This is a genomic window from Aeromonas crassostreae, from assembly GCF_054052445.1.
Genome location: NZ_JBSTYM010000006.1, coordinates 114,723 through 141,198, shown reverse-complemented (window position 1 = coordinate 141,198; position 26,476 = coordinate 114,723). Strand labels below are relative to the sequence as shown.

General features: G+C 65.3%; 22 protein-coding genes. 11 read left to right on the top strand and 11 right to left on the bottom strand.

From position 1 onward, the window contains the following. Position 1 precedes the first annotated feature (1 nt). Both ACW5W4_RS06945 and ACW5W4_RS06940 read left to right on the top strand, forming a co-directional pair. On the top strand, positions 2-733 hold the full coding sequence (locus ACW5W4_RS06945; protein ID WP_456688884.1) for an HAD-IA family hydrolase: 732 nt from the start codon (positions 2-4) through the stop codon (positions 731-733). A gap of 73 nt (positions 734-806) precedes the next feature. Then, on the top strand, positions 807-1,220 hold the full coding sequence (locus ACW5W4_RS06940; protein WP_456688883.1) for a hypothetical protein: 414 nt from the start codon (positions 807-809) through the stop codon (positions 1,218-1,220). An 80-nt stretch (positions 1,221-1,300) separates the two neighbouring features. Here the strand turns inward: ACW5W4_RS06940 and ACW5W4_RS06935 are convergent, their stop codons facing one another. From ACW5W4_RS06935 to ACW5W4_RS06915, 5 genes are all read right to left on the bottom strand, one after another. Then, positions 1,301-2,077: a gamma-glutamyl-gamma-aminobutyrate hydrolase family protein gene (locus tag ACW5W4_RS06935; RefSeq protein WP_456688882.1), complete on the bottom strand. Its 777-nt coding sequence runs from the start codon at positions 2,075-2,077 to the stop codon at positions 1,301-1,303. A 350-nt stretch (positions 2,078-2,427) separates the two neighbouring features. After that, positions 2,428-3,234 carry a sugar-phosphatase gene (gene yidA, locus ACW5W4_RS06930; RefSeq protein ID WP_456688881.1) on the bottom strand — a complete coding sequence of 269 codons (807 nt, stop codon included), beginning with the start codon at positions 3,232-3,234 and terminating at the stop codon, positions 2,428-2,430. A gap of 167 nt (positions 3,235-3,401) precedes the next feature. Further along, positions 3,402-5,069 (bottom strand): DUF342 domain-containing protein, encoded by a 1,668-nt coding sequence (locus ACW5W4_RS06925; protein WP_456688880.1) that lies wholly within the window; start codon positions 5,067-5,069, stop codon positions 3,402-3,404. 254 nt (positions 5,070-5,323) lie between these two features. Beyond that, positions 5,324-6,469 (bottom strand): molybdopterin-binding protein, encoded by a 1,146-nt coding sequence (locus ACW5W4_RS06920; RefSeq protein WP_456688879.1) that lies wholly within the window; start codon positions 6,467-6,469, stop codon positions 5,324-5,326. 16 nt (positions 6,470-6,485) lie between these two features. Further along, complete coding sequence (locus tag ACW5W4_RS06915) at positions 6,486-7,715, bottom strand: HD-GYP domain-containing protein (protein WP_456688922.1); 1,230 nt, start codon at positions 7,713-7,715, stop codon at positions 6,486-6,488. 142 nt (positions 7,716-7,857) lie between these two features. On the opposite strand from ACW5W4_RS06915, the gene metA reads away from it, so the two are divergent. Next, a complete protein-coding gene (gene metA, locus ACW5W4_RS06910) occupies positions 7,858-8,805 on the top strand; it encodes a homoserine O-succinyltransferase MetA (RefSeq protein WP_427262806.1) in 948 nt (315 codons plus the stop codon). Positions 8,806-8,877: 72 nt separating this feature from the next. Here metA and ACW5W4_RS06905 read toward each other — a convergent pair whose 3' ends face one another. Next, positions 8,878-10,155, bottom strand: coding sequence for a cation:proton antiporter (locus tag ACW5W4_RS06905; RefSeq protein ID WP_456688878.1), 1,278 nt, complete (start codon positions 10,153-10,155; stop codon positions 8,878-8,880). Positions 10,156-10,356: 201 nt separating this feature from the next. Between ACW5W4_RS06905 and metH the strand changes: the two genes are divergently transcribed. Together metH and rimK are read left to right on the top strand one after the other, a co-directional pair. Beyond that, positions 10,357-14,028, top strand: a complete 3,672-nt coding sequence (metH, locus tag ACW5W4_RS06900) for a methionine synthase (protein ID WP_456688877.1) — start codon at positions 10,357-10,359, stop codon at positions 14,026-14,028. Positions 14,029-14,292: 264 nt separating this feature from the next. Further along, the gene (gene rimK / locus ACW5W4_RS06895) at positions 14,293-15,189 is read left to right on the top strand and encodes a 30S ribosomal protein S6--L-glutamate ligase (protein ID WP_042000693.1); all 897 of its coding nucleotides are present in this window, start codon (positions 14,293-14,295) and stop codon (positions 15,187-15,189) included. 86 nt (positions 15,190-15,275) lie between these two features. Here the strand turns inward: rimK and ACW5W4_RS06890 are convergent, their stop codons facing one another. Then, positions 15,276-16,715 (bottom strand): RimK family protein, encoded by a 1,440-nt coding sequence (locus ACW5W4_RS06890; protein ID WP_427262808.1) that lies wholly within the window; start codon positions 16,713-16,715, stop codon positions 15,276-15,278. Between the two features lie 186 nt (positions 16,716-16,901). Here ACW5W4_RS06890 and ACW5W4_RS06885 point away from each other — a divergent pair, with 186 nt between their 5' ends. The 3 genes from ACW5W4_RS06885 (at position 16,902) to ACW5W4_RS06875 (ending at position 18,595) form a co-directional block, all read left to right on the top strand. Beyond that, positions 16,902-17,405 (top strand): GNAT family N-acetyltransferase, encoded by a 504-nt coding sequence (locus tag ACW5W4_RS06885; protein ID WP_456688876.1) that lies wholly within the window; start codon positions 16,902-16,904, stop codon positions 17,403-17,405. Between the two features lie 146 nt (positions 17,406-17,551). Beyond that, positions 17,552-17,791 (top strand): DUF3624 domain-containing protein, encoded by a 240-nt coding sequence (locus ACW5W4_RS06880; protein WP_456688875.1) that lies wholly within the window; start codon positions 17,552-17,554, stop codon positions 17,789-17,791. A 57-nt stretch (positions 17,792-17,848) separates the two neighbouring features. Continuing rightward, positions 17,849-18,595, top strand: coding sequence for an SDR family oxidoreductase (locus tag ACW5W4_RS06875; RefSeq protein WP_427262811.1), 747 nt, complete (start codon positions 17,849-17,851; stop codon positions 18,593-18,595). A gap of 89 nt (positions 18,596-18,684) precedes the next feature. On the opposite strand, the gene ACW5W4_RS06870 is transcribed toward ACW5W4_RS06875, so the two are convergent. The 4 genes from ACW5W4_RS06870 to ACW5W4_RS06855 form a co-directional block, all read right to left on the bottom strand. Further along, the gene (locus ACW5W4_RS06870) at positions 18,685-19,266 is read right to left on the bottom strand and encodes a hypothetical protein (RefSeq protein ID WP_427262812.1); all 582 of its coding nucleotides are present in this window, start codon (positions 19,264-19,266) and stop codon (positions 18,685-18,687) included. Between the two features lie 197 nt (positions 19,267-19,463). Continuing rightward, positions 19,464-20,090, bottom strand: coding sequence for a glutathione S-transferase family protein (locus tag ACW5W4_RS06865; protein WP_456688874.1), 627 nt, complete (start codon positions 20,088-20,090; stop codon positions 19,464-19,466). A 102-nt stretch (positions 20,091-20,192) separates the two neighbouring features. Then, positions 20,193-21,461 (bottom strand): O-acetylhomoserine aminocarboxypropyltransferase/cysteine synthase family protein, encoded by a 1,269-nt coding sequence (locus ACW5W4_RS06860; RefSeq protein WP_456688873.1) that lies wholly within the window; start codon positions 21,459-21,461, stop codon positions 20,193-20,195. A gap of 138 nt (positions 21,462-21,599) precedes the next feature. Next, entirely contained in the window at positions 21,600-21,776 is a 177-nt protein-coding gene (locus ACW5W4_RS06855) for a hypothetical protein (RefSeq protein ID WP_427262814.1), read from the bottom strand. Between the two features lie 100 nt (positions 21,777-21,876). On the opposite strand from ACW5W4_RS06855, the gene sgrR reads away from it, so the two are divergent. The 3 genes from sgrR (at position 21,877) to ACW5W4_RS06840 (ending at position 26,459) form a co-directional block, all read left to right on the top strand. Continuing rightward, positions 21,877-23,571, top strand: coding sequence for an HTH-type transcriptional regulator SgrR (gene sgrR / locus ACW5W4_RS06850; protein ID WP_456688872.1), 1,695 nt, complete (start codon positions 21,877-21,879; stop codon positions 23,569-23,571). A 153-nt stretch (positions 23,572-23,724) separates the two neighbouring features. After that, positions 23,725-25,902: a catalase/peroxidase HPI gene (gene katG / locus ACW5W4_RS06845; protein ID WP_456688871.1), complete on the top strand. Its 2,178-nt coding sequence runs from the start codon at positions 23,725-23,727 to the stop codon at positions 25,900-25,902. 161 nt (positions 25,903-26,063) lie between these two features. Next, entirely contained in the window at positions 26,064-26,459 is a 396-nt protein-coding gene (locus ACW5W4_RS06840) for an acyl-CoA thioesterase (RefSeq protein ID WP_456688870.1), read from the top strand. The last annotated feature ends 17 nt before the right edge of the window (positions 26,460-26,476 follow it).

The following is a 26,476-nucleotide window of genomic DNA, read 5'->3' as shown; positions in this document are numbered from 1 at the left end:
CATGGTTTTTTTCCGTCGCTGGCAGCCGGTCAAGGCGCTTTCCTTCGATCTCGATGACACCCTCTATGACAACGGTCCTCACATCGCCCGCGCCGAGTCCTGGATGCTGGCTCACCTGCGCAGCGAATACCTGGCGGGGGCCATGCTGGACGCCGAGCGCTGGCATGCCTGCAAGCGCCAGGTGCTGCTGGAGGATCCCGCCCTGCATCACGATGTCAGCCTGGCTCGCAGGATCAGCCTGGGGCGGGCACTGCGGGAAGGCGGCATGGACGCCGCCTCGGCCGAGCGTGCCGCCGCCGAGGTGTTTGCCGGCTTTCTGGCCGAGCGATCCGCCGTAGCGGTGCCCGCCAGCACCCATCGCCTGTTGGCGGCCCTGGCCCGGCGTTACCCCCTGGTGGCCATCACCAATGGCAACCTGGATCTGGCCCGGGCCGGGCTCGATGGCTACTTTCGCACCGTGTACAAGGCCGGTGCCGGCACCCTGATGAAGCCCGCCCCCGACATGTTCGTGGCGGCGGCCCGGGATCTCGGGCTGGCTGCCGCCGAGATATTGCACGTGGGAGACCATGAGCGCAGCGACGTGCTGGGGGCTCGCCGGCAAGGCTACCGCGTCGCCTGGCTCAATGGCGGCCAGGGTGACTGGCGCCGCCTCAGCCAGCTGCCGGATCTCATGCTGAGTCGGCTCGAGGAGCTGGGCCCCCTGCTGCTGGACCATGAGTGGGCGCCATCATGAGCCATGGCCAGCCAATGAAGATGCGCCGCGGCGGCGCGGCCGCTATGCTGCCCTGGCTGGACAGGAGGGAGAGATGCCGCGGCTGAGTCGTTACTGTCTGTTGGGATGCCTGGGTCTGCTGGCAGGCTGCGATCTGCTGACCGACCACTATAGGGTCGAATTCGGGGATGGATCCTGGCGCGAAATAGCCATCACCCCCTTCTCCGATGAGGCTCGCTGGCGCGAGGGCTGCGCCACGGGGGAGATACTGACCGACCTCGTCCTGCCCCTCAAGCGCGGCAAGGAGGAGGAGGGCAGGCGGCCCCTGCTCATCGGCGGCGAGCGGTTCGAGCTCGACGACAACAACCTCTATCGCAGCAACGGCATGGTCTTTGGTCACTCTCCCGACCATATCCAGCGGGGGCTCAAGGGGCTGGATGCCTGCCGCGGCCTGCGACCGGTGCGCGGCGGCCTGCCCAAACTCAGGGCCAGGGGCTTTGGCGAGTGAGGCCAGGGCCCTGAGGCAACAGGCAGACAGCCAAAGAGGGGCCCGCGGGCCCCTCTTTGGGTCTTGCGTCCTGGCGCCGGTCAGCGGCGGGCGGCTTGCCGTCGGCAGGCCTCGCCGAAGGCGGTGAAGATCTTGACCGAGTGAGGGTTCTCGCTGGCGTGCCACTCCGGGTGCCACTGCACCGCCAGGGTGAACTGGGGCAGGCTGGGGGCATGGATCGCCTCGATCACCCCGTCCTCGGCATGGGCCAGGGGAGCGAGCCCCTTGCCCAGGCGCCTGATGGCCTGACCATGGAGCGAGTTGACCGGGATGCGGCGAGTGCCCATCAGGTCGGCAAACCAGCTCCCCTCCACCAGCTCGACCATGTGGCTCTCGCCATACTGCAGCTCGGGCGGATCATCGGGATCCTCGCGATGATCATCGAAGCCGGGTTCGCTGTAGACCTTCTGATGTATGTCCCCTCCCAGGGCGACGTTGATCTCCTGCATGCCGCGACAGATACCGAGGATGGGCACGCCCTTGTCGATGGCGGCCCGCACCAGGGCGATGTCGAACAGATCCCGCTCCCTGTCCTGGGCCTTGTCCGGGGTCAGATTCTGCTGGCCATAGAGGGCGGGATCTATGTTGGATCCGGCGCCGCTCAGATAGACGCCATCGGCCAGGGAGAGATAGTGCTCGAGAGCCTCGGTGTCGCAGCAGGTGGGCACCAGCAGCGGGGTGCAGTCGCTTATCTCCACCAGGGGTTTGATGTACTTGTGAGTCATCACCTGATAGTCATGGCCGTTGCGGGCCTGGCTGCCCATGGTCATCAGAACCAGGGGCTTGCGGGTTGGGGCGGATGGGGTATGTGCAGACATAGATCACCTTGGCATTCCTTTGCGGTCCCGAGGGACCCTTGCGCCTTGGGCTCGCCCTGACCGATATCAGGGCCTGCCTCAAGGCAAGTTTAGGAGATCCCGGGCTCGCATCGGCTGATGTCAGGAGAAGGCGCGCAGCGGCGAGAGCCTGGATCCTGATTTCAGTCTGCCAAGGCCGTTAAATATGTCAAACGAAATGAGCGGTTTATGTTAAGCAACATGGGGCAGACATGGCGTCATCGCCCGTCTGATGGGGAGAGTGGGGGCAAGTTCGGAGCTGTGGCTGACATGATGGGTGGATATATTAAACATCCGGCAGGGGGCCTGCCGGATGGACGTGGCCGTGGGGATCAGGCCAGCACGAAGGTTTCGATGACCCGGGCGACCCCGTCCTCATCGTTGCGGCTGGTGATGTGCTGGGCCAGGGCCTTGAGGGGGTCGGTGGCGTTGCCCATGGCGACGCCGAGGCCGGCGTATTCGATCATGTGGCTGTCGTTGCCCGCATCCCCTACGGCGATCACCTGGCTGGCATCCAGGCCCAGGTGTTCGGCCAGGGCGGCGACTCCGCTCCCCTTGTGGCTCTGCTTGTTCATGATCTCGAGGAAGTAGGGGGCGCTCTGCACCACTGTGTAGTCCTGATAGAGCTGCGCCGGCAGGGCGGCGATGGCCCGGCTCAGCAGGGCGGGCTCGTCGATCATCATCACCTTGAGGATCGCCTCGTCCGGGGGCAGGGTGGCGAAGTCGACCAGGTTGACCGGCATGCCGGTCAGGCGGGACTCGTGCTCGGTGTAGTGGCTCAGGCGGGGGCTGATGAGGCCCTGGCGCACCGAGAAGCCGTGGACATTGACCCCATGCTGCTCGGCCAGACGCGCCACCAGGCTGGCATCGGCCCCGGTCAGCAGCTGGCTGCGGATCCGGGCGCCGTCGGCGACCCGTTGCACCATGGCGCCGTTGTAGCTGATCACATAATCTTCCGGCCCCGTCATCCCCAGCTCTTCCAGGTAGCGGGTCATGCCCTCCAGGGGACGACCGGAGGCCAGCACCACGGTCACGCCCCTGGCGCGGGCGGCGGTGATGGCAGCATGGGTGCGAGAGGAGATGGTGCCCTGGGGGGTGAGCAGAGTGCCATCCATATCCAATGCGATCAGTTTGTACATCGACTGTTACCTGCTTTGTGTGGCGTGCAAGGCTGGCAGTGTACCCAAGTTCGGGTCAGGGATCACGGCATGGCTGACCCGGCCCTCGAGGGATTGAGTGATGGCTGGCCGTACGTCCTCCGGGGTGGCAAGACGCTCCGATCCTGCCTGAAGGGGCGTGGTATGACTTATTTGCGTCCTTCCAGAGGCTGCAACACTATCTGTTCCTGCTTGAAGGCGATACGAATGGGGCCATGGTCGATGTCGACCCGGTAGCTGCTGTTGGCCAGCTCCACCTCGACACCGGCATAGAGGCGCTGGGTGGCGGTGATCGCCATCTCGCCGAGCAGCTGCTGCAGAGCCTTCTGGGCCTCGTCCAGCTTGGCATCCAGCCCCTTGCTCTGGCCCAGGTATTGCTGGCGCAGGGTCTTGATCTTGTCCAGGGTCTCGGGGTTGCGCTTCTCCCGCGGCAGCTGCAGCAGCTTGAGCAGCAGATCCTGCACCTTGAGCAGCTGATCGCGGCAGGCTTGCTTGCGCTGTTTGAGCTCCTGCTCCTGCTGCTTGTGGCTGAAGTAGCCGCCAAGGATCTGCAGCCGGGTATGGTTGGCGGCACTGGCGCCTATGCTGGGGGCCTGGATCTGGCGATTGGCGATGCTGATGCCGCCGAGCAGGGTGCCCTTGCGCATGGCGCTGTCGCCGACCAGCAGATCCTGACCGCTGCGGGTGTGGCAGTGGGTGAGCTGGGTCTGGATATGGATATTGCCCCCCGCCTCCAGCCTGGCGTACTGGGCATAGGCGGCGTGGATCTCCCCCTGGGCGCTGAGTCGGCACAGGGGCTCGTCATCCTCCGTCTTGCGGCCGATGACCCCGTGGCGCACCGTGATGGCGCCGCCGGACTCGACGTCGGCCCCCTCCACGAAGCCACCGATCACCACGTCGCCACTGGCCCGGATCCGCATGCCGGCGAATACGTCGCCGCTGATGATGAGGGCCCCCTCGAACGTCACATGGCCGCTGCGGGCATCCACCTGCTTGAGGCTGAGCACATCATCGACCCGCATGCCTTGCTTCTCGAGGCAGGGGAGGCCGGGGCGGCTGGCGAGCAGCAGGTTGGGGTCGTCACTGGCTGTCTCGGTGCCGACCCCTGGGACCATGGCCAGCTCCTTGCCCGGTTTGACCGGCAGGGTCTGGCCCGTGACCGTCAGGCCGGGTGAGCCCTGGGTCGCCGGGTGGCGGCGCATCAGCGGCTCCCCCGCCCGGACCGTCACCAGGGTACCGAGGTCGCGCAGATCCACCTTGCCGTTCTCCGTCTCCTGAGGCTTGAGGATGCGATCGGACGGGGTATCGACCAGACGTTCGAAACGGGTGTCCTGGCCGGCAATGGGGGCGATGCCGTAGGCGATGGCGGGCTGGATCAGACTGCCGGGGGCCCCCTCTCTGGCGAGCTTGACGGCCTGCTCGAGCAGTATGCCCTGCACACCGCTGTTCACTTCGCTCTCGCCGAGGGCCTGCTGCAAGGCGTCCAGGGTGAGCGGCTTGCCGCCCCAGTCGCAGGTGATCTGGGCCCGGGCCGTCATCTTGTCGCTGTCGATCAGTATCATCAGCCGGGCGTCCTGGCGCCTGGCGATGGGGACGGGATTGGGAGGGATGGGGGCGTCCGGCTTGGCCTGCAGGGCATTGAGCAGGCTGACCACCTGCTTGATCCCCTCGTGCAGGGGCTGATAGCGGCGACAGTTGGAGGCGAGCAGCAGGCTGAACACATCGGCTTCGCGCACCGACTCGTCCAGCCCGGGCAGGATGCGCAGGCAGGCCAGCTCCATATCCGCCGACAACTGTAACCACTCTTTGCTTAACACTCAGGCTCCTGCTCAGTCCATCTGACTGATTGCTCTATCAAATCCATGATACCTCCCTGTCGTTCCCCCGACACGGCGGCAAGGTGGGTCCAGTATCCTGATCATTCTTCTTATCGGTCAATGATCTATGTCCAAATGGGTGATGACGGTTGAAGAAATCGCCATGGGGACAGGGTCAGGGGCGGTCGCCGTGAGGAGGCGGGGGGAGGGCATATGAGCCAGCGAGCCCATGCTGGCTCGCTGGCCGGGGCGACTCAACCCAGGGGCTCGGTGCGGGTCAGGGTGAGGTAGTCGGCGATCACCGGCAGCCCCGTCAGGTGGCGGCGCAGCATGTCCAGGGCGGCGAAGGCGAGGATGGCGCGGGCGCTTTCGGGATCCGGGTGGCTGACCCTCACCGTCTGGCCGACGCACTGGCCATCGATGCAGAGCCGAAGTGGCACCCCCTGGGGCCCCGCCATCCCTATGGTCAGGCTCGCCCCGCGCCCGTCCCCCAGCGGCTGGGCCGGCTCGTCGGCAGGCCGCTGGCTGAAGTGGGCCGTCAACCCGGAATGGGGATGGCAGAGGGCCAGCAAGGCGCCCCGGCTCTCCCCCTCGAACAGGGTCAGGGGCCTGTCCCCCAGCAGGGCGAGGATCTGCCGCGCCGGCTCCTCGTCTCCCTGACCAACCAGCCAGGGGGCGATCTGTGCGAGCAGGCGTGCCTGTGCCGCCTCCATGTCCTGGGGAGTGGCGCCCTGGCCGATCAGCTTGAGTTCGATGAGGGGCATGGCGGAGCGGTAGCCGAGGGTGATCCCGGCGGGCCAGGGGGCGCCGTCGAGCCGATCGCTCAGGGCGGATTCCGAGATGCCGAAGCTGTAGAAGCGGCGCAGCGCCGTCTCTCCGGTGGCATGGTCTTCGCCCAGGCGGGGCAGGATCTGCTCCGTCACCATCTGCTTGAATTCGAACGGTACCCCAGGGGTGAAGGCGATGCGGCAGCTCCCCCGCCGCAGCAGGAAGCCGCAGGCGGTGCCGACCGGGTTGTCGAGGATCTCGCTGCCCGTGGGCAGCCAGGCCTGCTTGGCGTTGCTGGCGGGCATGGGGCGACCCCGGCTGGTGTAGCGGGCCGTTATGGTATCGAGCCAGCCGGGATGCAGAGTCAGGGGCGCGTCGAAGGCATCGGCCGCGGCCTGGGCGGTGAGATCGTCCGCCGTCGGGCCCAGGCCGCCGCACACCAGCACCAGGTCGGCGCGCTCGGCGCACTCGCGCAGCAGGGCGGTCAGCTCGGCGAGATCATCCCCCACCGTATGGCGGCGGCGCACCTGCCAGCCTTGGTCCAGCAAGCGGGCGCTGAGCCAGGCGGCATTGGTATCGACCACCAGGCCGGTCACTATCTCGTCGCCTGTGCTGACGATTTCTATGTGCATGAAGACTCCTGCAGGGTCATTTGGTCTTGGGTTCGAAGTAGTAGCTGATGCGGGTGCGCGGATTCAGGTACTCGAATACGGCGGGGGGCAGGCGCCTGGGATGGATCACCTTGGCGATGGTGAGCCCGGCCCGATCCAGCGCGATGACGGCCGCCTCCTGGCGCGGGATGGCGGGATCGTAGACCAGCACGCTGGGGTGGAGCAGGCTGCTCCCCTTGACGGACATCACCAGGCCCAGCTGACCGCTGGAGAGCTGCACCACGCTGCCGGGAGGATAGATGCCGAGCAGGCGGATCAGCAGGGCCATGTTGTCCGGATTGAACTGGCCCTTGCGCTGCTTGTAGAGGCTGGAGAGGGCGGAGTAGGGCACCTTGCCGTGGCGGTGGCAGAGGTTGTCATATTCGTTGATGAGGGAGACCAGCTGGGTCATGGGATCGAGCTGCCCGGCCTTGAGTCCCTCCGGGCCGCTGCCGTCCAGGTATTCGTGATGGTGCAGCACTATGCCCTTGGCCTCGGCGGGGAAGGAGGCCGCCAGGTTGATGAGGTCCAGCCCGTAGCGGGGATGCTGGGCCAGCAGGTTCTGCTCCGGCCTGGTCAGGGGGGCGTGCTTGCGCAGGATCTGGCTCGGGATCTTCAGCTTGCCGATGTCGTGAAACAGGGCCCCCATGCCGACCAGACGGATCTGCTCCGCGTTCATCTCGCACTCCTTGGCCAGCATCATGCTCAGCACGCTGACGTTGAGGGAGTGATAGTAGAGGGGATCTCCCTCCTCGCCGTCCCCCATCAGGTGCAGCACCAGTTCGTCCGCCGCCAGCAGCTGGCTGGCGATGGCATCGATCAGCTCCTTGGCGTCGTCGATGGCGTTGAGGGGGCGGGCCTGCACCTTGCTCATCAGGCTGCGTACCTGGCTCAAGGAGTGCTGAAACTGTTTCTCGCACTGTTGCAGGTCCCGGCGGTACTGCTGCAACCGGGCGATACGCTGCTCCTTGTCCTGTTCCATCTCCCTCTGCTGAGCCGGATCGGGCGCGGCCTCTCGGCTTGGCGAATCGGGGGGCAGGGGCGGGCAGTCGCTCTTCTCCGGGATGATGGTGACTCTGCCCAGCCCCAGATGGCGGATCAGGGCTATCTCTTCTTCGTTCTTGATCTTGAAGCTGGAAAACAGGAAGGGGTGAGCGCGCCAGCCCAGGGGCAGGGAGACATAGTTGCCGACTCGCAGCCTGTCTACTGAAATGGTGATACCGGCCATGGGGGTCGCAGTGAGGGACACGTGAGCCGTATGCTAGTCAATGGCGAGAGTGAATACAAAGGTATCGGATGACAGCCCGGACGCTTTATTATAGGCTTCTAGATGTCCAGACATTTTTACTGATGCAGTACAGGGAGTCAGCATGCCCATCAAGATCCCGGATCAGTTACCCGCCGCCGAAGTGCTGGGGCAGGAGAACATCTTCGTCATGACGGAATCCCGGGCCGTCACCCAGAACATACGCCCGCTGCGGGTGCTCATCCTCAATCTGATGCCCAAGAAGATAGAGACCGAGATCCAGCTGATGCGGATGCTCTCCAATTCGCCGCTACAGGTGGATGTGGATCTGCTGCGCATCGACGATCGGGAATCCAAGAACACCCCCCAGGCCCATCTCGAGAACTTCTATCACGACTTCGAACAGGTGCGGGGCAACAACTACGACGGCATGATCATCACGGGGGCGCCCCTGGGCCGGGTGGAGTTCGAGGAGGTGGTCTATTGGGACAGGGTGGTCGAGATCATCGAATGGTCCCACGAGCACGTCACCTCCACCCTGTTCCTGTGCTGGGCGGTGCAGGCGGCGCTCAAGGCGCTGTATGGCATGGACAAGCAGACCCATGGCGAGAAGCTGTCCGGCATCTATCGCCACCACAGGCTCGATGAACACGAGCCCTTGCTGCGCGGCTTCGATGACGAGTTCGTGGCTCCCCACTCCCGCTATGCGGCCTTCGACGGCGACCTTATCCGCGCCCACACCGATCTGCAGATCTTCGCCGAGTCCGAGGAGGCCGGGGTCTATCTCGCCGCCACCAAGGATTGCCGCCAGGTGTTTGTCACCGGTCACCCCGAATACGATGTGCTGACCCTGGATGGGGAATACAGGCGGGATCTCGAGGCCGGGCTCGCCCCCGCCATTCCGGTCAACTACTATCCGGGCAATGACCCAGACCAGCCGCCACGGGCCAGCTGGCGCAGCCATGGCCATCTGCTGTTCGCCAACTGGCTCAACTACTACGTCTACCAGCTCACCAGCTACCGGCTGGAGGACATCGGCAAGGTGTTTACCTACGAGAAACCCAGGGACTGAGCCCGGCCATAGGGGGATCCCCTGCGAAAAAGCCGCCAGAGAGGCGGCTTCTTCGTTTTGCAGGGCGGCGGATCAGACGTCGCCGCTGGCCTTCTTGGCCCTCTCTATCATGGGGGTGATGGTCATCCCCTGTACCACGATGGAGAACATCACCACCGAGTAGGTCATCACCAGTATGACCTGGCGCAGATCGACGTCATGCCCCGGGATCATCATGACGCCGGACGGCAGCGCCAGCGCCATGGCCATGGCCAGACCGCCGCGCAGGCCGCCCCAGGTGAGGATGCGGATGGTGAAGCGGTTGTAGCTGCGGAACTTGCGAAAGGCCATGAAGGGCACGGAGACGCTGATGAAGCGGGCCGCCAGGCAGAGCGGCACGGCGATGACCAGCAGGATCCAGTCGCGCCAGGCGAGATCCAGCAGCACCAGGGCCAGACCGATCAGCAGGAACAGGAGGGCGTTGAGGAACTGATCCACCAGCTCCCAGAAGTGATCCAGGTGGTGGCGGCTCTGCTCGGAGAAGCCCGAATGGCGGGTCCAGTTGCCTATCATGATGCCGGTCACCACCATGGCCAGGGCGCCTGAGACCCCCAGCATGTTGGCAAGGGCGAAGCCGGCGGTCGGGATGCACAGGGTCAGCAGCAGCTCCAGGGAGCCATCGTCGGTGGCGCTGATCATCACGTGGGCGAGCAGCCCCAGCACGGCGCCGAACAGTATGCCGCCCAGGGCCTCATGGAGGAACAGGCCAGCCACGCTGGTGAAGGTGGGCTCGACGCCGCCGAAGGCCACGGCAAACACGGTGGCGAAGATCACCAGGCCGGTACCGTCGTTGAACAGGGATTCCCCCTCGATCTGGATGGCGATCTGGGGCGGGGCCTGCATCTTCTTGACGATGGCCAGCACGGCGATGGGGTCGGTGGGGGTGATCAGGGCACCGAACAGCAGGCAGTAGACCAGGGGCAGCTCCCAGCCCAGCAGCTTGGCGATGAACCAGAAGCCGTAGCCGATGAGGAAGGTGGAGAGCAGGGTGGCGAAGATGGCCAGTATGGTGATCTCCCACTTCTGGCTGCGCAAGGCCTTGAGGTTGATACCGATCCCGCCGGCGAACAGCAGGAAGCCCAGGATCCCCTTGAGCAGGAAGTCCTGGAAGTTGATGCTCTCCATGGTGGCGATGGCAAGGGGTTCCAGATTGAACCAACCCAATTTGCCAAACAGCACCATGAGTGCGGAGATCAGCATGGATCCGGCGGTGATGGCGATGGTGGTCTGGATCTTGATGACATACTGGTTGGCGAATGCGATAAAAATCGCCAACGCCGCCAAGAAGCAGAGTGTGTAATAGACGCTCATGATTATTTTTCTCGTTGGAGTGACAGCAAGCACGAGTCCGTAAAAGGACGGGCATAGGGTACTCCGCGGTGATAGTTTACTCACTACCTACTTTTGGGTATCACTGACTGGTTTTAGACAGATAGACGGCTAGATTTCCATTTTTTTTCTTTGCTGTTAGGATAAAGCCACGCAGTTGCATGGATGTAAGAGGATCGAGCGGTGTCGACAACAAAGAAGAGTCTGCAGGCTTGCCTGCTTGAGCGGATCCTGATCATCGACGGTGCCATGGGCACCATGATCCAGGGTTACAAGCTGGGAGAGGCCGATTATCGTGGCGAGCGGTTCGCCGACTGGCATACGGATATCAAGGGTAACAACGATCTGCTGGTGCTGAGCCAGCCCGAGATCATCCGCGAGATCCACGATCAATATTGTGCCGCCGGGGCTGACATCCTCGAGACCAACACCTTCAACGCCACCCGTATCGCCATGGCCGATTACGAGATGGAGGCGCTCTCCGCCGAGATCAACCGGGAGGCGGCCCGTCTGGCCCGCGCCGTGGCGGACGAGTGGACGGCCAAGGATCCCGCCAGGCCGCGCTTCGTGGCAGGGGTCCTTGGCCCCACCAACCGCACCTGCTCCATCTCCCCTGACGTCAACGATCCGGGCAAGCGCAACGTCACCTATGACGAGCTGGTGGCCGCCTACACCGAATCCACCCACGCCCTCATCGAGGGGGGGGCCGACCTCATCCTCATCGAGACCATCTTCGATACCCTCAACGCCAAGGCCGCCGCCTTCGCGGTGGAAGGGGTGTTCGAGGCCCTGGGCTACAGCCTGCCGGTGATGATCTCCGGCACCATCACGGACGCCTCCGGTCGCACCCTCTCCGGTCAGACCACGGAAGCCTTCTACCATTCCCTGCGCCACGTGAAGCCTATTTCGTTCGGCCTCAACTGCGCGCTCGGCCCGGACGAGTTGCGCCAGTACGTGGCCGAGCTGTCGCGCATCAGCGAGACCTTTGTCAGCGCCCACCCCAACGCCGGTCTGCCCAATGCGTTCGGCGAGTACGATCTGGACGCGGGCGAGATGGCGGACCATATCCGCGAGTGGGCCCAGAGCGGCTTCCTCAACCTGGTGGGGGGCTGCTGCGGCACCACCCCGACCCATATTCGCGCCATGGCGGACGCCGTCGCCGGCATCAAGCCCCGCGCCCTGCCGGAGCTGCCGGTGGCCTGCCGGCTGTCGGGGCTCGAGCCCCTCATCATCACCCCCGAATCCATGTTCGTGAACGTGGGGGAGCGCACCAACGTCACCGGCTCGGCCAAGTTCAAGCGCCTCATCAAGGAGGGGCTCTACGACGAGGCCCTGGATGTGGCCAAGCAGCAGGTCGAGAGCGGCGCCCAGATCATCGACATCAACATGGACGAGGGGATGCTGGACGCCGAGGCGGCCATGGTGCGCTTCCTGAACCTCATCGCCGGTGAGCCGGACATCGCCCGGGTGCCGGTGATGATCGACTCCTCCAAGTGGGAGGTGCTGGAGGCGGGCCTCAAGTGCGTGCAGGGCAAGCCTGTGGTCAACTCCATCTCCATGAAGGAGGGGGAGGCCAAATTCATCGAGCAGGCCAAACTGCTGCGTCGCTATGGCGCCGCCGTCATCGTCATGGCGTTCGACGAGGTGGGCCAGGCCGATACCCGTGCCCGCAAGTTCGAGATCTGCCAGCGTGCCTACCGGATCCTGGTGGATCAGGTCGGCTTCCCGCCGGAAGACATCATCTTCGACCCCAACATCTTCGCGGTGGCGACCGGCATCGACGAGCACAACAACTACGCGGTGGACTTCATCGAGGCGGTGAAGGACATCAAGGAGCACCTGCCCCACGCCATGATTTCCGGCGGCGTCTCCAACGTCTCCTTCTCCTTCCGTGGCAACGAGCCGGTGCGCGAAGCCATCCACGCCGTCTTCCTCTACCACGCCATCCGCAGCGGCATGGACATGGGCATAGTCAACGCCGGTCAGCTCGCCATCTACGAAGACATACCGGCGGAGCTGAAGGCGAAGGTCGAGGCCGTTGTACTGAACCTCAATGACAACGCCACCGAGGATCTGCTGGCCATCGCCGAGAAGTATCGCGGCGCCGGCGCCCAGGCGGAGGATCCCCGGGATCAGGAGTGGCGCAGCTGGCCGGTGGGCAAGCGGCTGGAGCATGCCCTGGTCAAGGGGATTACCGATTTTATCGAGGAGGACACCGAAGAGGCGCGGGCCGGGGCCGAGAAGCCGCTGCACGTCATCGAAGGGCCGCTGATGGACGGCATGAACGTGGTCGGCGACCTGTTCGGCGCCGGCAAGATGTTCCTGCCCCAGGTGGTCAAGTCGGCCCGGGTGATGAAGCGGGCGGTCGCCTACCTGCAACCCTACATAGAGGCGGAGAAGTCCGGCGGCTCCAGCAACGGCAAAATAGTGATGGCCACCGTCAAGGGGGACGTGCACGACATCGGCAAGAACATCGTCGGCGTAGTGCTGCAGTGCAACAACTACGAGATCGTCGATCTCGGGGTCATGGTCTCCTGCGAGACCATCCTCAAGACGGCCCGCGAGGTAAATGCCGATATTATCGGATTGTCCGGCCTTATCACCCCGTCCCTCGACGAGATGGTGCACGTGGCGAAAGAGATGGAGCGCCAGGGCTTCAAGCTGCCGCTCTTGATCGGCGGCGCCACCACCTCCAAGGCCCACACCGCGGTGAAGATAGAGCAGAACTACTCCGAGCCCGTGGTCTATGTGTCGAACGCGTCGCGCGCCGTGGGGGTGGCCCAGAGCCTGCTCAACCCCGAGCTCAAGCCTGCGTTTGTCGCCCGCATCGACAAGGAGTACGAGATCGCGCGGGAGCAGCATGCCCGCAAGCAGCCGCGCTCCAAGCCGGTTTCCCTGGCTCACGCCCGCGCCAACCGCCAGCAGCTGGACTGGGTCGGCTATGAGCCCCCCAAGCCCCGTGAGCTGGGCGTGCAGACCTTCGAGGACGTGCCCGTCTCCGTGCTGCGCCCCTACATCGACTGGACGCCGTTTTTCCTCAGCTGGGAGTTGGCGGGCAAGTATCCGCGCATCCTGGAGGACGAGATCATCGGCGAAGAGGCGACCAAGCTGTTTGCCGATGCCAACGCCATGCTGGATCGGCTGGAGCAGGACAAGAGCGTGCGCTGCGCCGGCATCATAGGCCTGTTCCCGGCCAACGGGGTGGGGGACAGCATAGAGGTCTACAGGGACGAGTCCCGCACCGAGGTCATCAAGGTGCTGCACCACCTGCGCCAGCAGAGCGAGAAGCAGGGCTTCCCCAACTACTGTCTGGCGGACTATGTGGCCCCCAAGGAGAGCGGCAAGCCGGACTGGATCGGTGCCTTCGCGGTGACCGGCGGCATCGGCGAGGAGGCCATAGCGCAAGCCTACAAGGCGGATCACGACGACTACAACGCCATCCTGATCCAGGCGGTGTGCGACCGTCTCGCCGAGGCCTTTGCCGAATACCTGCACGAGCAGGTGCGAAAGCGGCACTGGGGTTATGCCCCGGACGAGGCGCTCAGCAACGAGGAGCTTATTCGCGAGAACTATCAGGGCATCCGCCCGGCCCCCGGTTACCCCGCCTGCCCGGAGCACACCGAGAAGGGCAGCATCTGGGAGCTGCTGGGGGTGGAGCAGGCCATCGGCATGCAGCTCACCGAATCCTACGCCATGTGGCCGGGGGCGGCGGTGTCGGGCTGGTACTTCTCCCATCCCGACAGCAAATACTTCGCGGTGGCGCAGATCCAGCAAGATCAGGTGGAAGACTACGCCAGACGCAAGGGGATGACCCTGGCAGAAGCCGAACGCTGGCTGGGGCCCAACTTGAGCTGAGGTGTCTGCCGGCGCAGGGGATGACCCCGAAAGAGGCCGCGTCTTGGCGGGGGACACCGATACCCAGGCCCTTTTCAGCAGACGACAACGGCGGCTCCAGCATGGGGCCGCCGTTTTACATCCGGATGACAGCCGTCGGCTTTATCCGGGTTTTGTGTGGTTTGTCTTGTTGTCAGGAGAAACAATTGGCGTTGCCATGGCGCTGTGGCACCTTATACTCTCCCGCCCCATCCTGCCCAGGCACTGCCTCCTAGCGGAATTGTCATGAAGATTGCTGTTTTATCCCGTGAGCCCAGAAACTACTCCACCCGTCGTCTGGTCGAGGTGGCGCGTGCCCGTGGTCATGAGGTCGAGGTGCTCGACACCCTGCGCTGTTACATGAATATCGCCTCCCACAACCCTTCCATTCATTACGAAGGGGTGGAGCTGGGGGACTATGACGCCGTGATCCCGCGTATCGGCGCCAGCATCACCTTCTATGGCACCGCCGTGCTGCGCCAGTTCGAGATGATGAGCACCATGGCCCTCAACAGCTCGGTGGCCATCAGTCGCTCCCGGGACAAGCTGAGGGCCATGCAGCTGCTGTCGCGCCACGGCATAGGCCTGCCCATCACCGGCTATGCCCACAGCACCCACGACGTGCCGGATCTCATCAAGATGGTGGGCGGGGCGCCCCTGGTGGTGAAGCTGCTGGAGGGGACCCAGGGGATAGGGGTGGTGCTGTGCGAGACCCACAAGGCGGCCGAGAGCGTGATCGAGGCCTTCATCCAGACCAACAACAACATACTGGTGCAGGAGTACATCCGCGAGGCCAACGGTGCCGACATCCGTTGCCTGGTGGTGAACGGCAAGGTGGTGGCGGCCATGCGTCGTCAGGCCCAGCCCGGGGAGTTTCGCTCCAACCTGCATCGGGGCGGGACCGCCGAAGCCATCAAGATCACCCCGGAAGAGCGGGCCACCGCGGTGCAGGCCGCCAAGATCATGGGGCTGGACGTGGCCGGGGTGGACATCTTGCGCAGCGCCCGGGGTCCCCTGGTGCTGGAGGTGAACTCCTCCCCCGGCCTGCAAGGGGTGGAAGCGGCCTCCGGCAAGGATGTGGCGGGCAAGATCATCGAGTTTCTCGAGCTCAAGGCGAGCCGCAAGCACAAGCCGGCGGAGTGAGCCAGACCTGAGCGCCGTCATGGCGCCAGATGCAACAAGGGGAGCCCAGGCTCCCCTTGTTCGTCCGTGGGCGGCAGGATCCCGCCCTAGGAGAGGGCATGCTGCCCCCTGTCTTCCAGCCGCTGGCGAAAGGCGCGGGCCAGCCTGTCGTAGAGATCCGGGCTCTCCTTGTCCTCCATGTCGCCCCGGATCCAGGGGTTGTCGATGATCTCCAGCAGCACGCAGCCCTGCCCCTGCTGGCGCAAGTCCACCCCGAACAGGCCGTTGCCGAGCTGATGCACGGCGCGGCGCGCCGTCTGCAACACCCGCTCCGGCACCTCGGTCAGCGGCAGGGCCTCGATCCGGCTCAGGTCGAGAGGGTGTTTGCGGCGGCGGATGCGGCTGCCGGGCTCGGGGCGATAGCGGCGGCAGGCAAACAGCGGCGAGCCGTCGAGCAGGGCGATGCGCCAGTCGAACTCGGCCGGGATCCGGCTCTGCACCAGCAGCAGGGCGGAGCGGCCCAGCCCCTCGTCCAGCAGGCGGGCGAGCTGGGTCTCGTCGCTCGCCATGGCCAGATCCCGCCCCTGGGCCCCGTCCGGGATCTTCACCATCAGCGGCAGGCCGAGGCGCTGCACCAGATCGGCCACCTGGTGGCGCCCGCTGCGGGTCACCACCATGGTGGGGGGCATGGGCACGCCGCTGCGCACCATCAGCTCGTAGAGGTAGAGCTTGTTGCTGCAGGCGAGGATGGCGCGGGCGCTGTCGATCAGCGGCATCTTGAGCTGCTCGGCGCGGCGGGCAAACTCGAAGGTGTAGTGGCCCACCGCCGTCTCCGACCTCAGCCAGAGGGCATCGAACTCCGGCAGCCGCTCGATGGCGGCGGGGGAGAGGATCTCGGCGCGGATCCCCTGGGCCGCCGCGGCCCGGGTGAAGCGGGCCAGGGCAAGGGCATCGCTGCTGGCGCGGCCATCATCCTGATCCGCCAGAATGGCGAGCTGATAGCGCGGCGCGGCGGGGTCCGCCTCGTCCCCGATCAGGGTGCGGACATGGTTCAGCATCAGGGCGCGCTCCCCCTCGCTGAGGGTCAGGGGGGAGAGGCTCTGCTGCTGGCGCACCGACCAGCCGTGACGGCCGCGCTTGAGGGTCAGCTCCTGGAGCGGCAATTGGCTCAGGCCGTAGTAGTAGCGGGCCAGCCCCGCCAGCTCGCTCTGTTCACACTGGCCGAAGATGGCGCGCACCCGGATCCTGTCCTCGCTCTGCTGGGCCAGCCAGCCCTGCAGCTTGCGCCACAGCTTGGCCGGCGGTTGCTGGGGCTGGAGCACGCTGATGGCCTGCAGGCCGGGCAGGCAGTGGTGTCCCCTGGCCTGGGCCAGCAGGGAGCAGTAGTAACCCGCGCTCAGGTGATCTAGGCTGCGGCAGAGGTTGATGATGCGACCGTGCCCCCCTGTGGTGGGCAGGCCATGTTGCAGATAGGTGCGGGCGGTCAGCAGATAATCGCCCTGGCAGGGCCAGTCACCCGGCTCCTCGACGATGACATAGGTACTCATTTTTTCGGACTCCACAGATAGGCTGCCGACATGGCAGTATCCCCTGTGGGCTTCGATGCACCGGCAAGCACGACCATGGCGCTAGGGGGGACAAGAGGTTACAGTGCCCATGTTCCGCTTTGGTAACTTGTGATACAAGTCTCATTGCTGATGCTGAAGATAAATAACTCAAACGAGGACTCTCCTGTGTTGACCGTGCGTGCCGCCCGTCTCGATGATCTGGGGGCCATCGTAAAACTGGAGCGCTACTGCTTCCCCCCCGAGGTCGCCTTCGGCCGCCAGCGCTGGCACTATCTGCTCTCCCATGCCAAGGGGCGAACCCTGTTGCTGCACGACGGCAGGGAGCAGCTGATGGGCTATCTCTGCCTGCTGGAGCACAAGGGCTGGGATCGCCTGGTGATCCAGACCCTGGCCATCCACTGGCGGGTGCGCAGGCAGGGCTGGGCCCGTCGCCTGCTCGAGCAGGTGATCACCAATGGCAGGGAGCAGGGGTGGGGCGCGGTCCGGCTCGAGGTGGCCGATGGCAACGAGGAGGCATTGCCCCTCTATCGGCGGCTCGGGTTTCGGGCCCAGCAGCGGTTGCCCGACTACTATGGCCGGGACCAGCACGCCCATCGGCTGGTGCTGAGCCTGAAGGAGCCCGCCGCCAAAGCGCGCTCGGAGGCTCGGGGGATGCAGCATGAGTTGTGATGTCTTCCTCGCCAGCGCGATCCGGGGTCAGCATGAGTGGCGCTGCCAGGGCGCGCTCGAGGCAAGCGGTATGAGCCGTGATGCCAGCTTCGCTCTCGGGGGCGCGACATGAATCGTGATGCCTGCCTCTGCCTCGGGGATGCAGCATGAGTTGTGATGCCTGCCTCGCCAGCGCCATTCGGGCCAAGCTCGGGCGCTGCCCGCTCTGCGCCCTCCAGTGCCTGCTCATCGCCCTGGCGGGCTGGGGCCTCTGGTGGTGGTTCGGGGCTGACGGTTCGGTCAATGCCCTGACGGCGCTGCTGTTCGGCCTTGCCGGCTCCGGCCTGCTCGCCCTGCATCTGCTGGTCTTCGTCTGGCGCAAGAGCACGGGGCGCGAGCTGCAATGACGGCCTCGCCGTGAAATGAATTCAATCGACAACCTGATGACAGCCAAGGAGGCTCAGATGATTGCAATGGTAACGGGCGCATCGTCCGGATTTGGTGAGGCGATCAGCCGCGCCCTGGTCGCCGCCGGGCACAGGGTCATAGGCACGGGCCGCCGCGCCGAGCGGCTGGCCGGTCTGGCCGAGGAGCTGGGGGAGAGCTTCCTGCCCCTGGTGTTCGACGTGCAGGACAAGGCCGCCACCCGGGCCGCCATCGACGGCCTGCCCGCGGACTGGAGCCAGGTGGACTTGCTGGTCAACAACGCCGGTCTGGCCCTGGGCCTGGCCCCGGCGCACCAGTCCGAGCTGGAAGACTGGGAACAGATGATCGCCACCAACATCGGCGGCCTGACCCTGGTGACCCGATTGCTGCTGCCGGGCATGGTGGCGCGCAACCGTGGCCATGTGATCAACATCGGCTCCATCGCCGGTACCTATCCCTATCCGGGTGGCAACGTCTATGGCGCCACCAAGGCGTTCGTGAAGCAGTTCAGCCTCAATCTGCGCGCCGATCTGGCGGGCACGGCGGTGCGGGTCACCAACGTGGAGCCGGGTCTGTGCGGCGGCACCGAGTTCTCCAACGTGCGCTTCCACGGTGACGATGCCAAGGCTGCCTCCGTCTATCAGGGGGTGCAGGCCATCTCGCCGGAGGACATCGCCAATACCGTGCTCTGGATTGGCGAGCAGCCCGCCCACGTCAATATCAACAGCATAGAGATCATGCCGGTGGCCCAGACCTTCGGCCCGCTGCATATCAGCCGCGGCTGACTGCCGGTCTCGGCGCAATGACAAGAGGCACCTTGAGGGTGCCTCTTGTTTTGCCGGATGGATGAGGGCCGGTCTGCGGGTCGCCCCGCTTACGGCTTGGGCTCTATCCCTATGGCGATGGCCGTGGTCTGGACGGCCTTGATCTGATCCCCCTTGGCGATCAGGGCGAACTGGGCCGGATCATTCACCTTGAGGGTGAGGGTCTTGTCCACTCCCTTGACCCGTATGGTCTGCTGCGCCTTGTCCACATCGATGACGTCCGCATAGAGGGTCACCTGCATACCCGCTTCGGCCCCAGGTTGTTCACCGGCGGCCGCCTTGCTGCCATCGACCTCGACCAGACGTTTTCTCACCCCGGCGCTGCCCTTGAGCAGTTCCAGATCCAGCATCTGCAGGTAGCGCAGCGTCACCATATCCCCCACCTTGAGCTGCTCGAGATTGGTTACCCCGTCCCCGGCGACCAGGTCGAACGCCTTGCCTTCGGCATTTTTCAGGCTGACCTTGCGGCTCGCCATGTCGATGGCGGTGACGGTCGCCTCGGCCTTCACCTCCTCCGCCAGACTGACCTGACCCGGAGCGATCGCCACATTGGCGGTTACTTCGGCGGCCTGTAGCAGAGGGCTGGTGCAGAGAGTGAGCAAACCGGCGATCCATGCGTGTTTCAGTTTCATGATTGAGACCCTGTGGCTAGAGAGTTGCGCCCGGCGAGAGCGCCCAGATGACGAAACCCTGGTGGCGTCATTGTGATGGGAGGCGCTTGGTCACCCCTCCCTAGTCACACCATAGCAAAGCTACACCCGAGTACCTCATGCCAGGTGACGACCCCTCACCGTTTTGATAGCGGGCTCCCGTTTTTGGCCCCTGGGGATCAGGCGTCCCTGTCCAGCTCGCGCTCCAGGGCCGCCGCCTTCTGGCGGGCCGGATGGGTGTTGAGCCGCTGCCAGTAGGCTTGCAGGTGCGGGAACTGGGCCAGCTGGCCGCCCTGGGCCAGCAGATCCACCAGGAAGGAGTTCAGGATATCGGCGCCGGTGAGGCGATCTTCCACCAGATAGCGGCGAGTGCTCAAGACCGTATTGAGATAGCCCAGCACCTTGGCGCACTCCGCCTGGGCGTAGCCCGGCAGGAAGCCCATCGGGCTGCCATCTTTTCGCACGAACAGGTCGAGCAGCAGCGGCAGAATGCCTGAGCTCTCGGCGAAGTGGAGCCACTGCAGGTAGTCGGCATAGTCCGGGCTGTCCGTGGCCGGCGCCAGCCGCTCCGGGGCGTGACGGGCGATCAGGTATTCGGTGATGGCGCCGGATTCGGCCAGCACCTTGCCGTCGAACTCAATGACCGGCGACTTGCCGAGGGGGTGGACGGCCTTGAGCTCGGGGGGCGCCAGGAAGGTGGTGGCGTCGCGCTGATACGCCTTGATCTGGTAGGGCAGGCCCAGCTCCTCGAGCAGCCAGATGATGCGTTGGGAGCGGGACTTGTTCAGGTGGTGCAGGACTATCATGGGAACCTCGATTCGGTGGCGGGATGGAGTGTACGAACGGGCGAGGTTAATGGTTCACCGGCAGACAAAAAAAGAGCGGGCTGATGCCCGCTCTGCGCCGACTCAGGCCTCCAGCGCCTGATCCAGATCCGCCAGTATGTCCTCGATGGCTTCTATCCCCACCGACAGCCGGATCATCTCAGGTTTCACCCCGGCCTTGGCCTGCTCGGCCTCGCTCAGCTGGCGATGGGTGGTGGAGGCGGGGTGGCAGGCCAGGGACTTGGCATCGCCGATGTTGACCAGTCGCTTGAAGATCTGGAGGGCATCGTAGAAGCGCACCCCCGCCTCGTAGCCCTCCTTCAGGCCGAAGGAGAGGATGGCCGAGGGGCGCCCGGCCATGTACTTCTCCGCCAGGGGATAGTGGGGGTGGCCCGGCAGACCGGCGTAGCTGACCCAGGCTACCTTGGGGTGAGCGTCAAGGTGATGGGCGACCCGCAGGGCGTTGTCCACGTGGCGCTCCATGCGCAGGCTCAGGGTCTCCAGCCCCTGCAGCAGCAGGAAGGCGTTCATGGGCGCCAGCGCCGCCCCCGTGTTGCGCAGGGGCACGGTGCGCACCCGGCCGATGAAGGCCGCCGGGCCGAAGGCCTCGGTATAGACCACCCCGTGATAGGAGGGTTCGGGCTGGGTGAGCTGGGGGAAGCGCTCAGGGTGATCCCCCCAGGGGAACTTGCCCGAGTCGACGATGACGCCGCCCAGGGAGTTGCCGTGGCCGCCCACGTACTTGGTCAGGCTGTGCACCACGATATCGGCGCCGTGCTCGATGGGCTTGCACAAGACAGGGGTGGCGACCGTGTTGTCGACAATCAGCGGCACGCCGCGGGCGTGGGCCACCCTGGCAAACGCCGCCAGATCGACGATGTTGCCCGCCGGGTTGCCTATGCTCTCGCAGTAGACCGCCTTGGTTTTATCGTCGATGAGGGCGGCGATGGCCTCGGCGCTGTCATCCTTGGCGAAACGCACCTCGACCCCGAAGCTCGGCAGCATGTGGGCGAACAGGGTGTAGGTGCCACCGTAGAGCTGGGGGGTGGAGACGATGTTGTCACCGGCGGCGGTCAGCGCCTGGATGGCGTAGGTGATGGCGGCGGAACCCGCCGACACCACCAGCCCGGCGATGCCCCCCTCCAGCGCGGCCATCCGCTGCTCCAGCACGTCGTTGGTGGGGTTCATGATGCGGGTATAGATGTTGCCCGGCACCGCCAGGTTGAACAAGTCCGCCCCGTGCTGGGCGCTGTCGAACTCGTAGGCCACCGTCTGGTAGATGGGCACGGCCACCGCCTTGGTGGTGGGGTCGTTGGCAAAGCCGTGGTGCAGGGCCAGGGTCGCATCTTTCATCACACACTCCTTGTTGGACGTCGTCGCCATTATGGATGGATAGACGTCCAATCTAGCAGGCCAGGCGCCGATGTAAACCACCCAATCCGGCAACGCCCTGGCGCGCTCCCCGCCTCTCTTGCCCCGCAAGGGGCCCATTCAGAGGCGACGGCGATACTCCCTGTCGTCTATCTGGTGCATGTCCCACTGCATCAGGCGGTTGAGCTGGGTCATGGGATCCTCGATGAGGGGCAGCGGGCGGGGCAGGATCCGGCGGAAGTAGCGGCGTAGGGTCTGCTGGATCCGGTTCGGTTTGAGGGGGCTGGTCTGGCGCATGATGGGGCTCCTGTGCTGTGGCTCTCATGTTCGTCATCAGTATTGAGCTAAAATACGGAAGTAAAAACTGATGACTTGTAACAACAGGATTTCCCCTTTTATGCCCAGCAGCCGTCTCTATCAACAATTTCAACGACTCGCCCAGCAGCTTGGCTGCGATGAGCGGGAGGCCAGCCTCGCCGAGGTGGCGGACTTGCTCTGCTGCACCCCGCGCAACGCCCGCCTGCTGCTGCGCCGCATGCAGGATCAGGGCTGGCTGAGCTGGTCGGCGGAGGCGGGACGGGGGCGACGCTCCCGCCTCACCCTGCTGGACAATCAGGAGAGCCTGACCCGGCGCCGATTGCGGGATCTGCTGAGCCAGGGCCAGCTGGCCCAGGCCATGGCCCTGGCGGGGGAGCGGCTGGATCTGCTCACCCCCCTGCTCTACGAGCAGCTCGGCCAGGCGACCCGGGAGGGGCGCCAGATCCTGCGGGTGCCCTACTACCGCCCCTTGCCCGGCCTGCTGCCCAGCGGGCCGCTGCGCCGATCCGAGGTCCACCTGGCGCGCCAGCTGTTCAATGGCCTCACTCGGCGAAATGAGGAAAATGGGGAAATCGAGGGGGACCTGGCCCACCACTGGGAGGCGCTCTCCCCCTGTCACTGGCGTTTCTATCTGCGCCCTGCGGTGCGCTTTCACCATGGCCGCGAGCTGGGGGTGGAGGATGTGATGGAGAGCCTGGCGGCCCTGGGGACGCGGCCGCTGTTTCGCCACCTGGCGGGGTTTGACAGCCCCTGGCCCCGCACCCTGGATATCCGGCTAGCCAGCCCGGATCCCTGGCTGCCCCACCTGCTGGCGGAGCCGGTGGCCGCCATCCTGCCCCGGGAGCTGGCGGGGGAGGCGGGCTTCGCCCTGCGGCCGGTGGGGACTGGGCCCTACCAGGTGAGCGCCAACGATCCCCTGCAACTGCGGCTGACCGCCTTCGACGACTACTTCGGGCTGCGGGCCCTGCTCGACGAGATCGACATCTGGATGCTGCCGGAGCTGGCGGAGCGACTGGAGAGTCACCTGAGGATCGGCAGCGACACCCCCGAGCTCGGCACCATGCGCGGCGAGTCCGAGCTCGAATCCGGCTGCTACTTCCTGCTGCAGGACGACAGATCCCCCCGCTTGCAGGATCCGGCCCTGCGCCAGTGGCTGACCCGGCTGCTCAACCCCATCGCCCTGATGGCCCGGGTCGCCCCCGAGCTGCAACGAGGCCTGACCGGCGCCGTCGGCCTGCTGCCCCACTGGCGCGAGCCACCGCTGCCGCCCGGCCCCGAGCCCGCCACCCTGCCGACGCGCCTGGTGCTGGCCTGCTTCAACCAGCATCTGGAGTTTGAGGAGTGTGCCAATGCCATGGCCAGCCTGCTGGGGGAGCAGGGGATCAGGCTGGAGGTGCGCACCCTGGACTACGGCCGCTGGGTGAGCGGCGCCGATGAGGACGTGGATCTCTGGCTCGGCACCCTCAACCTGGAACATGAGGGGCCGTTTGCCCCCTATGCCTGGCTGCAGGGTACCCCCTTGCTGCAGCAGGTATGGGGCGGGCAGGAGGCGCTCTGGCAGGGGTTGGCACAGTGGCGGGCCAGCGGCGCCGAGCCCGGCCCGCGCGCCCTGCTGGCCGAGGTGCAGCGCCAGGGCTGGTTCGTGCCCCTGTTTCACCACTGGCTGGAGCTGGAGAGCCGGGCCGGGGTGCACGGGGTGCGGATGACGGCCCTCGGCTGGTTCGATTTTCGCAGCGCCTGGCTCAGGCCCGAGTGGGAGAGCCCGGCGACTTGATGGCCGGGAGAGGGGCGTCGCGACACCGAATGACGCCCTCGGCTATTGTGCTGTGCATCAAAAACGGCGAAGAGACTCAGGGATCACAGATAGCGTCATCGTCCTGTGCCATGCTGATTCTGGTTATGGAAAGCAGAGCAAGTGAGGAAAACAATGAGCAACAATTCAGAACGTTCCCAAGGAAAATGCCCTGTCATGCACGGAGGGACCACGGCCGCCGAGATGGCGAACATGGAGTGGTGGCCCAAGAGCCTGAATTTCGACATTCTCCACCAGCATGACACCAAGACCAACCCCCTGGGGCAGGACTTCAACTATCGCGACGCACTCAAGACCCTGGACGTGGATGCCCTCAAGCGGGATCTGCTGGCCCTGATGACCGACAGCCAGGATTGGTGGCCGGCAGACTGGGGCCACTACGGCGGCCTGATGATCCGCATGGCCTGGCATGCCGCCGGTACCTACCGCATCGCCGATGGCCGTGGCGGTGGCGGCACAGGCAACCAGCGTTTCGCGCCGCTCAACTCCTGGCCCGACAACGCCAACCTGGACAAGGCCCGTCGCCTGCTGTGGCCCATCAAGCAGAAGTACGGCAACAAGATCAGCTGGGCCGATCTCATCCTGCTGGCCGGCACCCTGGCCTATGAGTCCATGGGGCTCAAGACCTTCGGCTTCGCCTTTGGCCGCGAGGATATCTGGCACCCGGAGAAGGATATCTACTGGGGCGCGGAGAAGGAGTGGTTGGCGCCCACCAACAACCCCAACAGCCGCTACTCCGGGGAGCGGGATCTCGACAACCCGCTGGCGGCGGTGATGATGGGGCTGATCTACGTCAACCCGGAAGGGGTGGATGGCAATCCGGATCCCCTCAAGACCGCCCATGATATCCGGATCACCTTCGCCCGCATGGCGATGAACGATGAGGAGACGGTGGCCCTGACCGCCGGCGGCCACACCGTGGGCAAGACCCATGGCAACGGCGATGCCAAGCTGCTGGGTCCCGAACCCGAGGGGGCCGAGATCGAGGATCAGGGGCTCGGCTGGCTCAACAAGACCGGCCGCGGGATCGGCCGCAATACGGTCACCAGCGGCATAGAAGGGGCCTGGACCAGCCACCCCACCCGCTGGGACAACGGCTACTTCGACATGCTGTTCGGCCACGAGTGGACCCTGACCAAGAGCCCGGCCGGTGCCTGGCAGTGGGTGCCCATCGACATCAAGGAGGAGGACAAGCCGGTCGACGTGGAAGACCCGTCGATCCGCTGCACCCCCATCATGACGGATGCCGACATGGCCATGAAGGTGGACCCCGAGTACCGCAAGATAGCCGAGCGTTTTCGCGACGATCCCGCCTACTTCTCCGACACCTTCGCCCGCGCCTGGTTCAAGCTGACCCACAGGGACATGGGGCCCAAGAGCCGCTACCTGGGGCCCTATGTGCCGGCTGAGGATCTGATCTGGCAGGATCCCGTGCCCGCCGGTCGGCGGGACTATGACGTGCAGGCCCTCAAGGCGCAGATCCGCAGCTGCGGCCTCACCATAGGGGAGATGGTCGCCACCGCCTGGGACAGTGCCCGCACCTTCCGTGGCTCGGACATGCGCGGCGGCGCCAACGGCGCCCGCATCCGTCTGGCACCGCAAAAGGATTGGGAGGGCAATGAGCCGGCCCGGCTGGCCAAGGTGCTCAAGGTGCTCGAGCCCCTGGCCGCCGCCAGCCAGGTGAGCCTGGCGGACGTGATCGTGCTGGCGGGCAACGTGGGCATCGAGCTGGCGGCCAAGGCGGCCGGCATCGAGCTGACGGTGCCCTTCAGCCCGGGCCGGGGCGATGCCAGCCAGCAGCAGACCGACATCGACTCTTTCGAACCCCTTGAGCCCCTGCACGACGGTTACCGCAACTGGCTCAAAAAGGACTATGTGGTCAGTGCGGAGGAGCTGATGCTGGATCGTACCCAGCTGATGGGGCTGACCGCCCATGAGATGACGGTGCTGGTGGGCGGGATGCGAGTGCTGGGCACCAATCATGGCGGCACCCGGCACGGGGTCTTCACCGACAGGGAAGGGGTCCTGACCAACGACTACTTCGTCAACCTGACCGACATGGGCAACGTCTGGCAGCCCAGCGGCAAGCAGAACTACGAGGTGCGGGATCGCAAGAGCGGCGCCCTGAAGTGGACGGCGACCCGGATCGATCTGGTGTTCGGATCCAACTCTGTGCTGCGGGCCTACGCCGAGGTCTATGCCCAGCAGGATGGCCAGGAGAAGTTCGTGGCTGACTTCGTTGCCGCCTGGAGCAAGGTGATGAACGCCGATCGCTTCGATCTCATCGGCTAAGGCCGGTACCCGGCGCCCCGCACAGCCCTCTGTGCGGGGCGTCTTTTTGTCCGGGCGCCGCCCTGGCACGCCATCCCTGTCCCTGGGCCCCGCAGATGGGGTAACATCCTGACTCGCTGATGATGGCCACGCGCCCGTTCACCCACCGACAAGGAGTCACCATGCTGGAGATGCAGATCCACCCCCGCTTTCAGGAGACGGATGCCCTGGGGCACATCAACAATACGGTGCCGGCCGTCTGGTTCGAGTCGGCCCGGGATCCCCTGTTTCGTCTCTTCTCCCCGGATCTGGACGTGGGGGACTGGCACCTGATCATCGCGGGCTACGCAGTGCAGTTCAAACGGGAGCTCTTCTATGGCCAGCCGGTCACCATCAAGACCTGGGTGAGCCGCATCGGCGCCAGCTCCTTCACCCTCTGGCAGGAGGCCTGGCAGGGGGGCGAACTGGCGGTGACCGGTGAGACCACCCTGATCCATTTCGATTATCAGACCCGTCAGTCCGTGCCCCTCGACGAAGGGCAACGGGATGGACTGCGAGCCTGGTTGCTCGAGCGTTAACTCAAGGCCCAAGGGCC

Excerpts from the sequence above, each read along its gene's own strand:
- ACW5W4_RS06935 (WP_456688882.1), bottom strand. The coding sequence starts at position 2,077 with ATGTCTGCACATACCCCATCCGCCCCAACCCGCAAGCCCCTGGTTCTG.
- ACW5W4_RS06865 (WP_456688874.1), bottom strand. The coding sequence starts at position 20,090 with ATGATAGTCCTGCACCACCTGAACAAGTCCCGCTCCCAACGCATCATC.
- rimK (WP_042000693.1), top strand. The coding sequence starts at position 14,293 with ATGAAGATTGCTGTTTTATCCCGTGAGCCCAGAAACTACTCCACCCGT.
- ACW5W4_RS06920 (WP_456688879.1), bottom strand. The coding sequence starts at position 6,469 with ATGCACATAGAAATCGTCAGCACAGGCGACGAGATAGTGACCGGCCTG.
- katG (WP_456688871.1), top strand. The coding sequence starts at position 23,725 with ATGAGCAACAATTCAGAACGTTCCCAAGGAAAATGCCCTGTCATGCAC.
- metA (WP_427262806.1), top strand. The coding sequence starts at position 7,858 with ATGCCCATCAAGATCCCGGATCAGTTACCCGCCGCCGAAGTGCTGGGG.
- yidA (WP_456688881.1), bottom strand. The coding sequence starts at position 3,234 with ATGTACAAACTGATCGCATTGGATATGGATGGCACTCTGCTCACCCCC.
- ACW5W4_RS06880 (WP_456688875.1), top strand. The coding sequence starts at position 17,552 with ATGAGTTGTGATGCCTGCCTCGCCAGCGCCATTCGGGCCAAGCTCGGG.
- ACW5W4_RS06860 (WP_456688873.1), bottom strand. The coding sequence starts at position 21,461 with ATGAAAGATGCGACCCTGGCCCTGCACCACGGCTTTGCCAACGACCCC.
- ACW5W4_RS06940 (WP_456688883.1), top strand. The coding sequence starts at position 807 with ATGCCGCGGCTGAGTCGTTACTGTCTGTTGGGATGCCTGGGTCTGCTG.
- ACW5W4_RS06905 (WP_456688878.1), bottom strand. The coding sequence starts at position 10,155 with ATGAGCGTCTATTACACACTCTGCTTCTTGGCGGCGTTGGCGATTTTT.
- ACW5W4_RS06875 (WP_427262811.1), top strand. The coding sequence starts at position 17,849 with ATGATTGCAATGGTAACGGGCGCATCGTCCGGATTTGGTGAGGCGATC.
- ACW5W4_RS06840 (WP_456688870.1), top strand. The coding sequence starts at position 26,064 with ATGCTGGAGATGCAGATCCACCCCCGCTTTCAGGAGACGGATGCCCTG.
- ACW5W4_RS06870 (WP_427262812.1), bottom strand. The coding sequence starts at position 19,266 with ATGAAACTGAAACACGCATGGATCGCCGGTTTGCTCACTCTCTGCACC.
- ACW5W4_RS06945 (WP_456688884.1), top strand. The coding sequence starts at position 2 with ATGGTTTTTTTCCGTCGCTGGCAGCCGGTCAAGGCGCTTTCCTTCGAT.
- ACW5W4_RS06855 (WP_427262814.1), bottom strand. The coding sequence starts at position 21,776 with ATGCGCCAGACCAGCCCCCTCAAACCGAACCGGATCCAGCAGACCCTA.
- ACW5W4_RS06890 (WP_427262808.1), bottom strand. The coding sequence starts at position 16,715 with ATGAGTACCTATGTCATCGTCGAGGAGCCGGGTGACTGGCCCTGCCAG.
- sgrR (WP_456688872.1), top strand. The coding sequence starts at position 21,877 with ATGCCCAGCAGCCGTCTCTATCAACAATTTCAACGACTCGCCCAGCAG.
- ACW5W4_RS06915 (WP_456688922.1), bottom strand. The coding sequence starts at position 7,715 with ATGGCCGGTATCACCATTTCAGTAGACAGGCTGCGAGTCGGCAACTAT.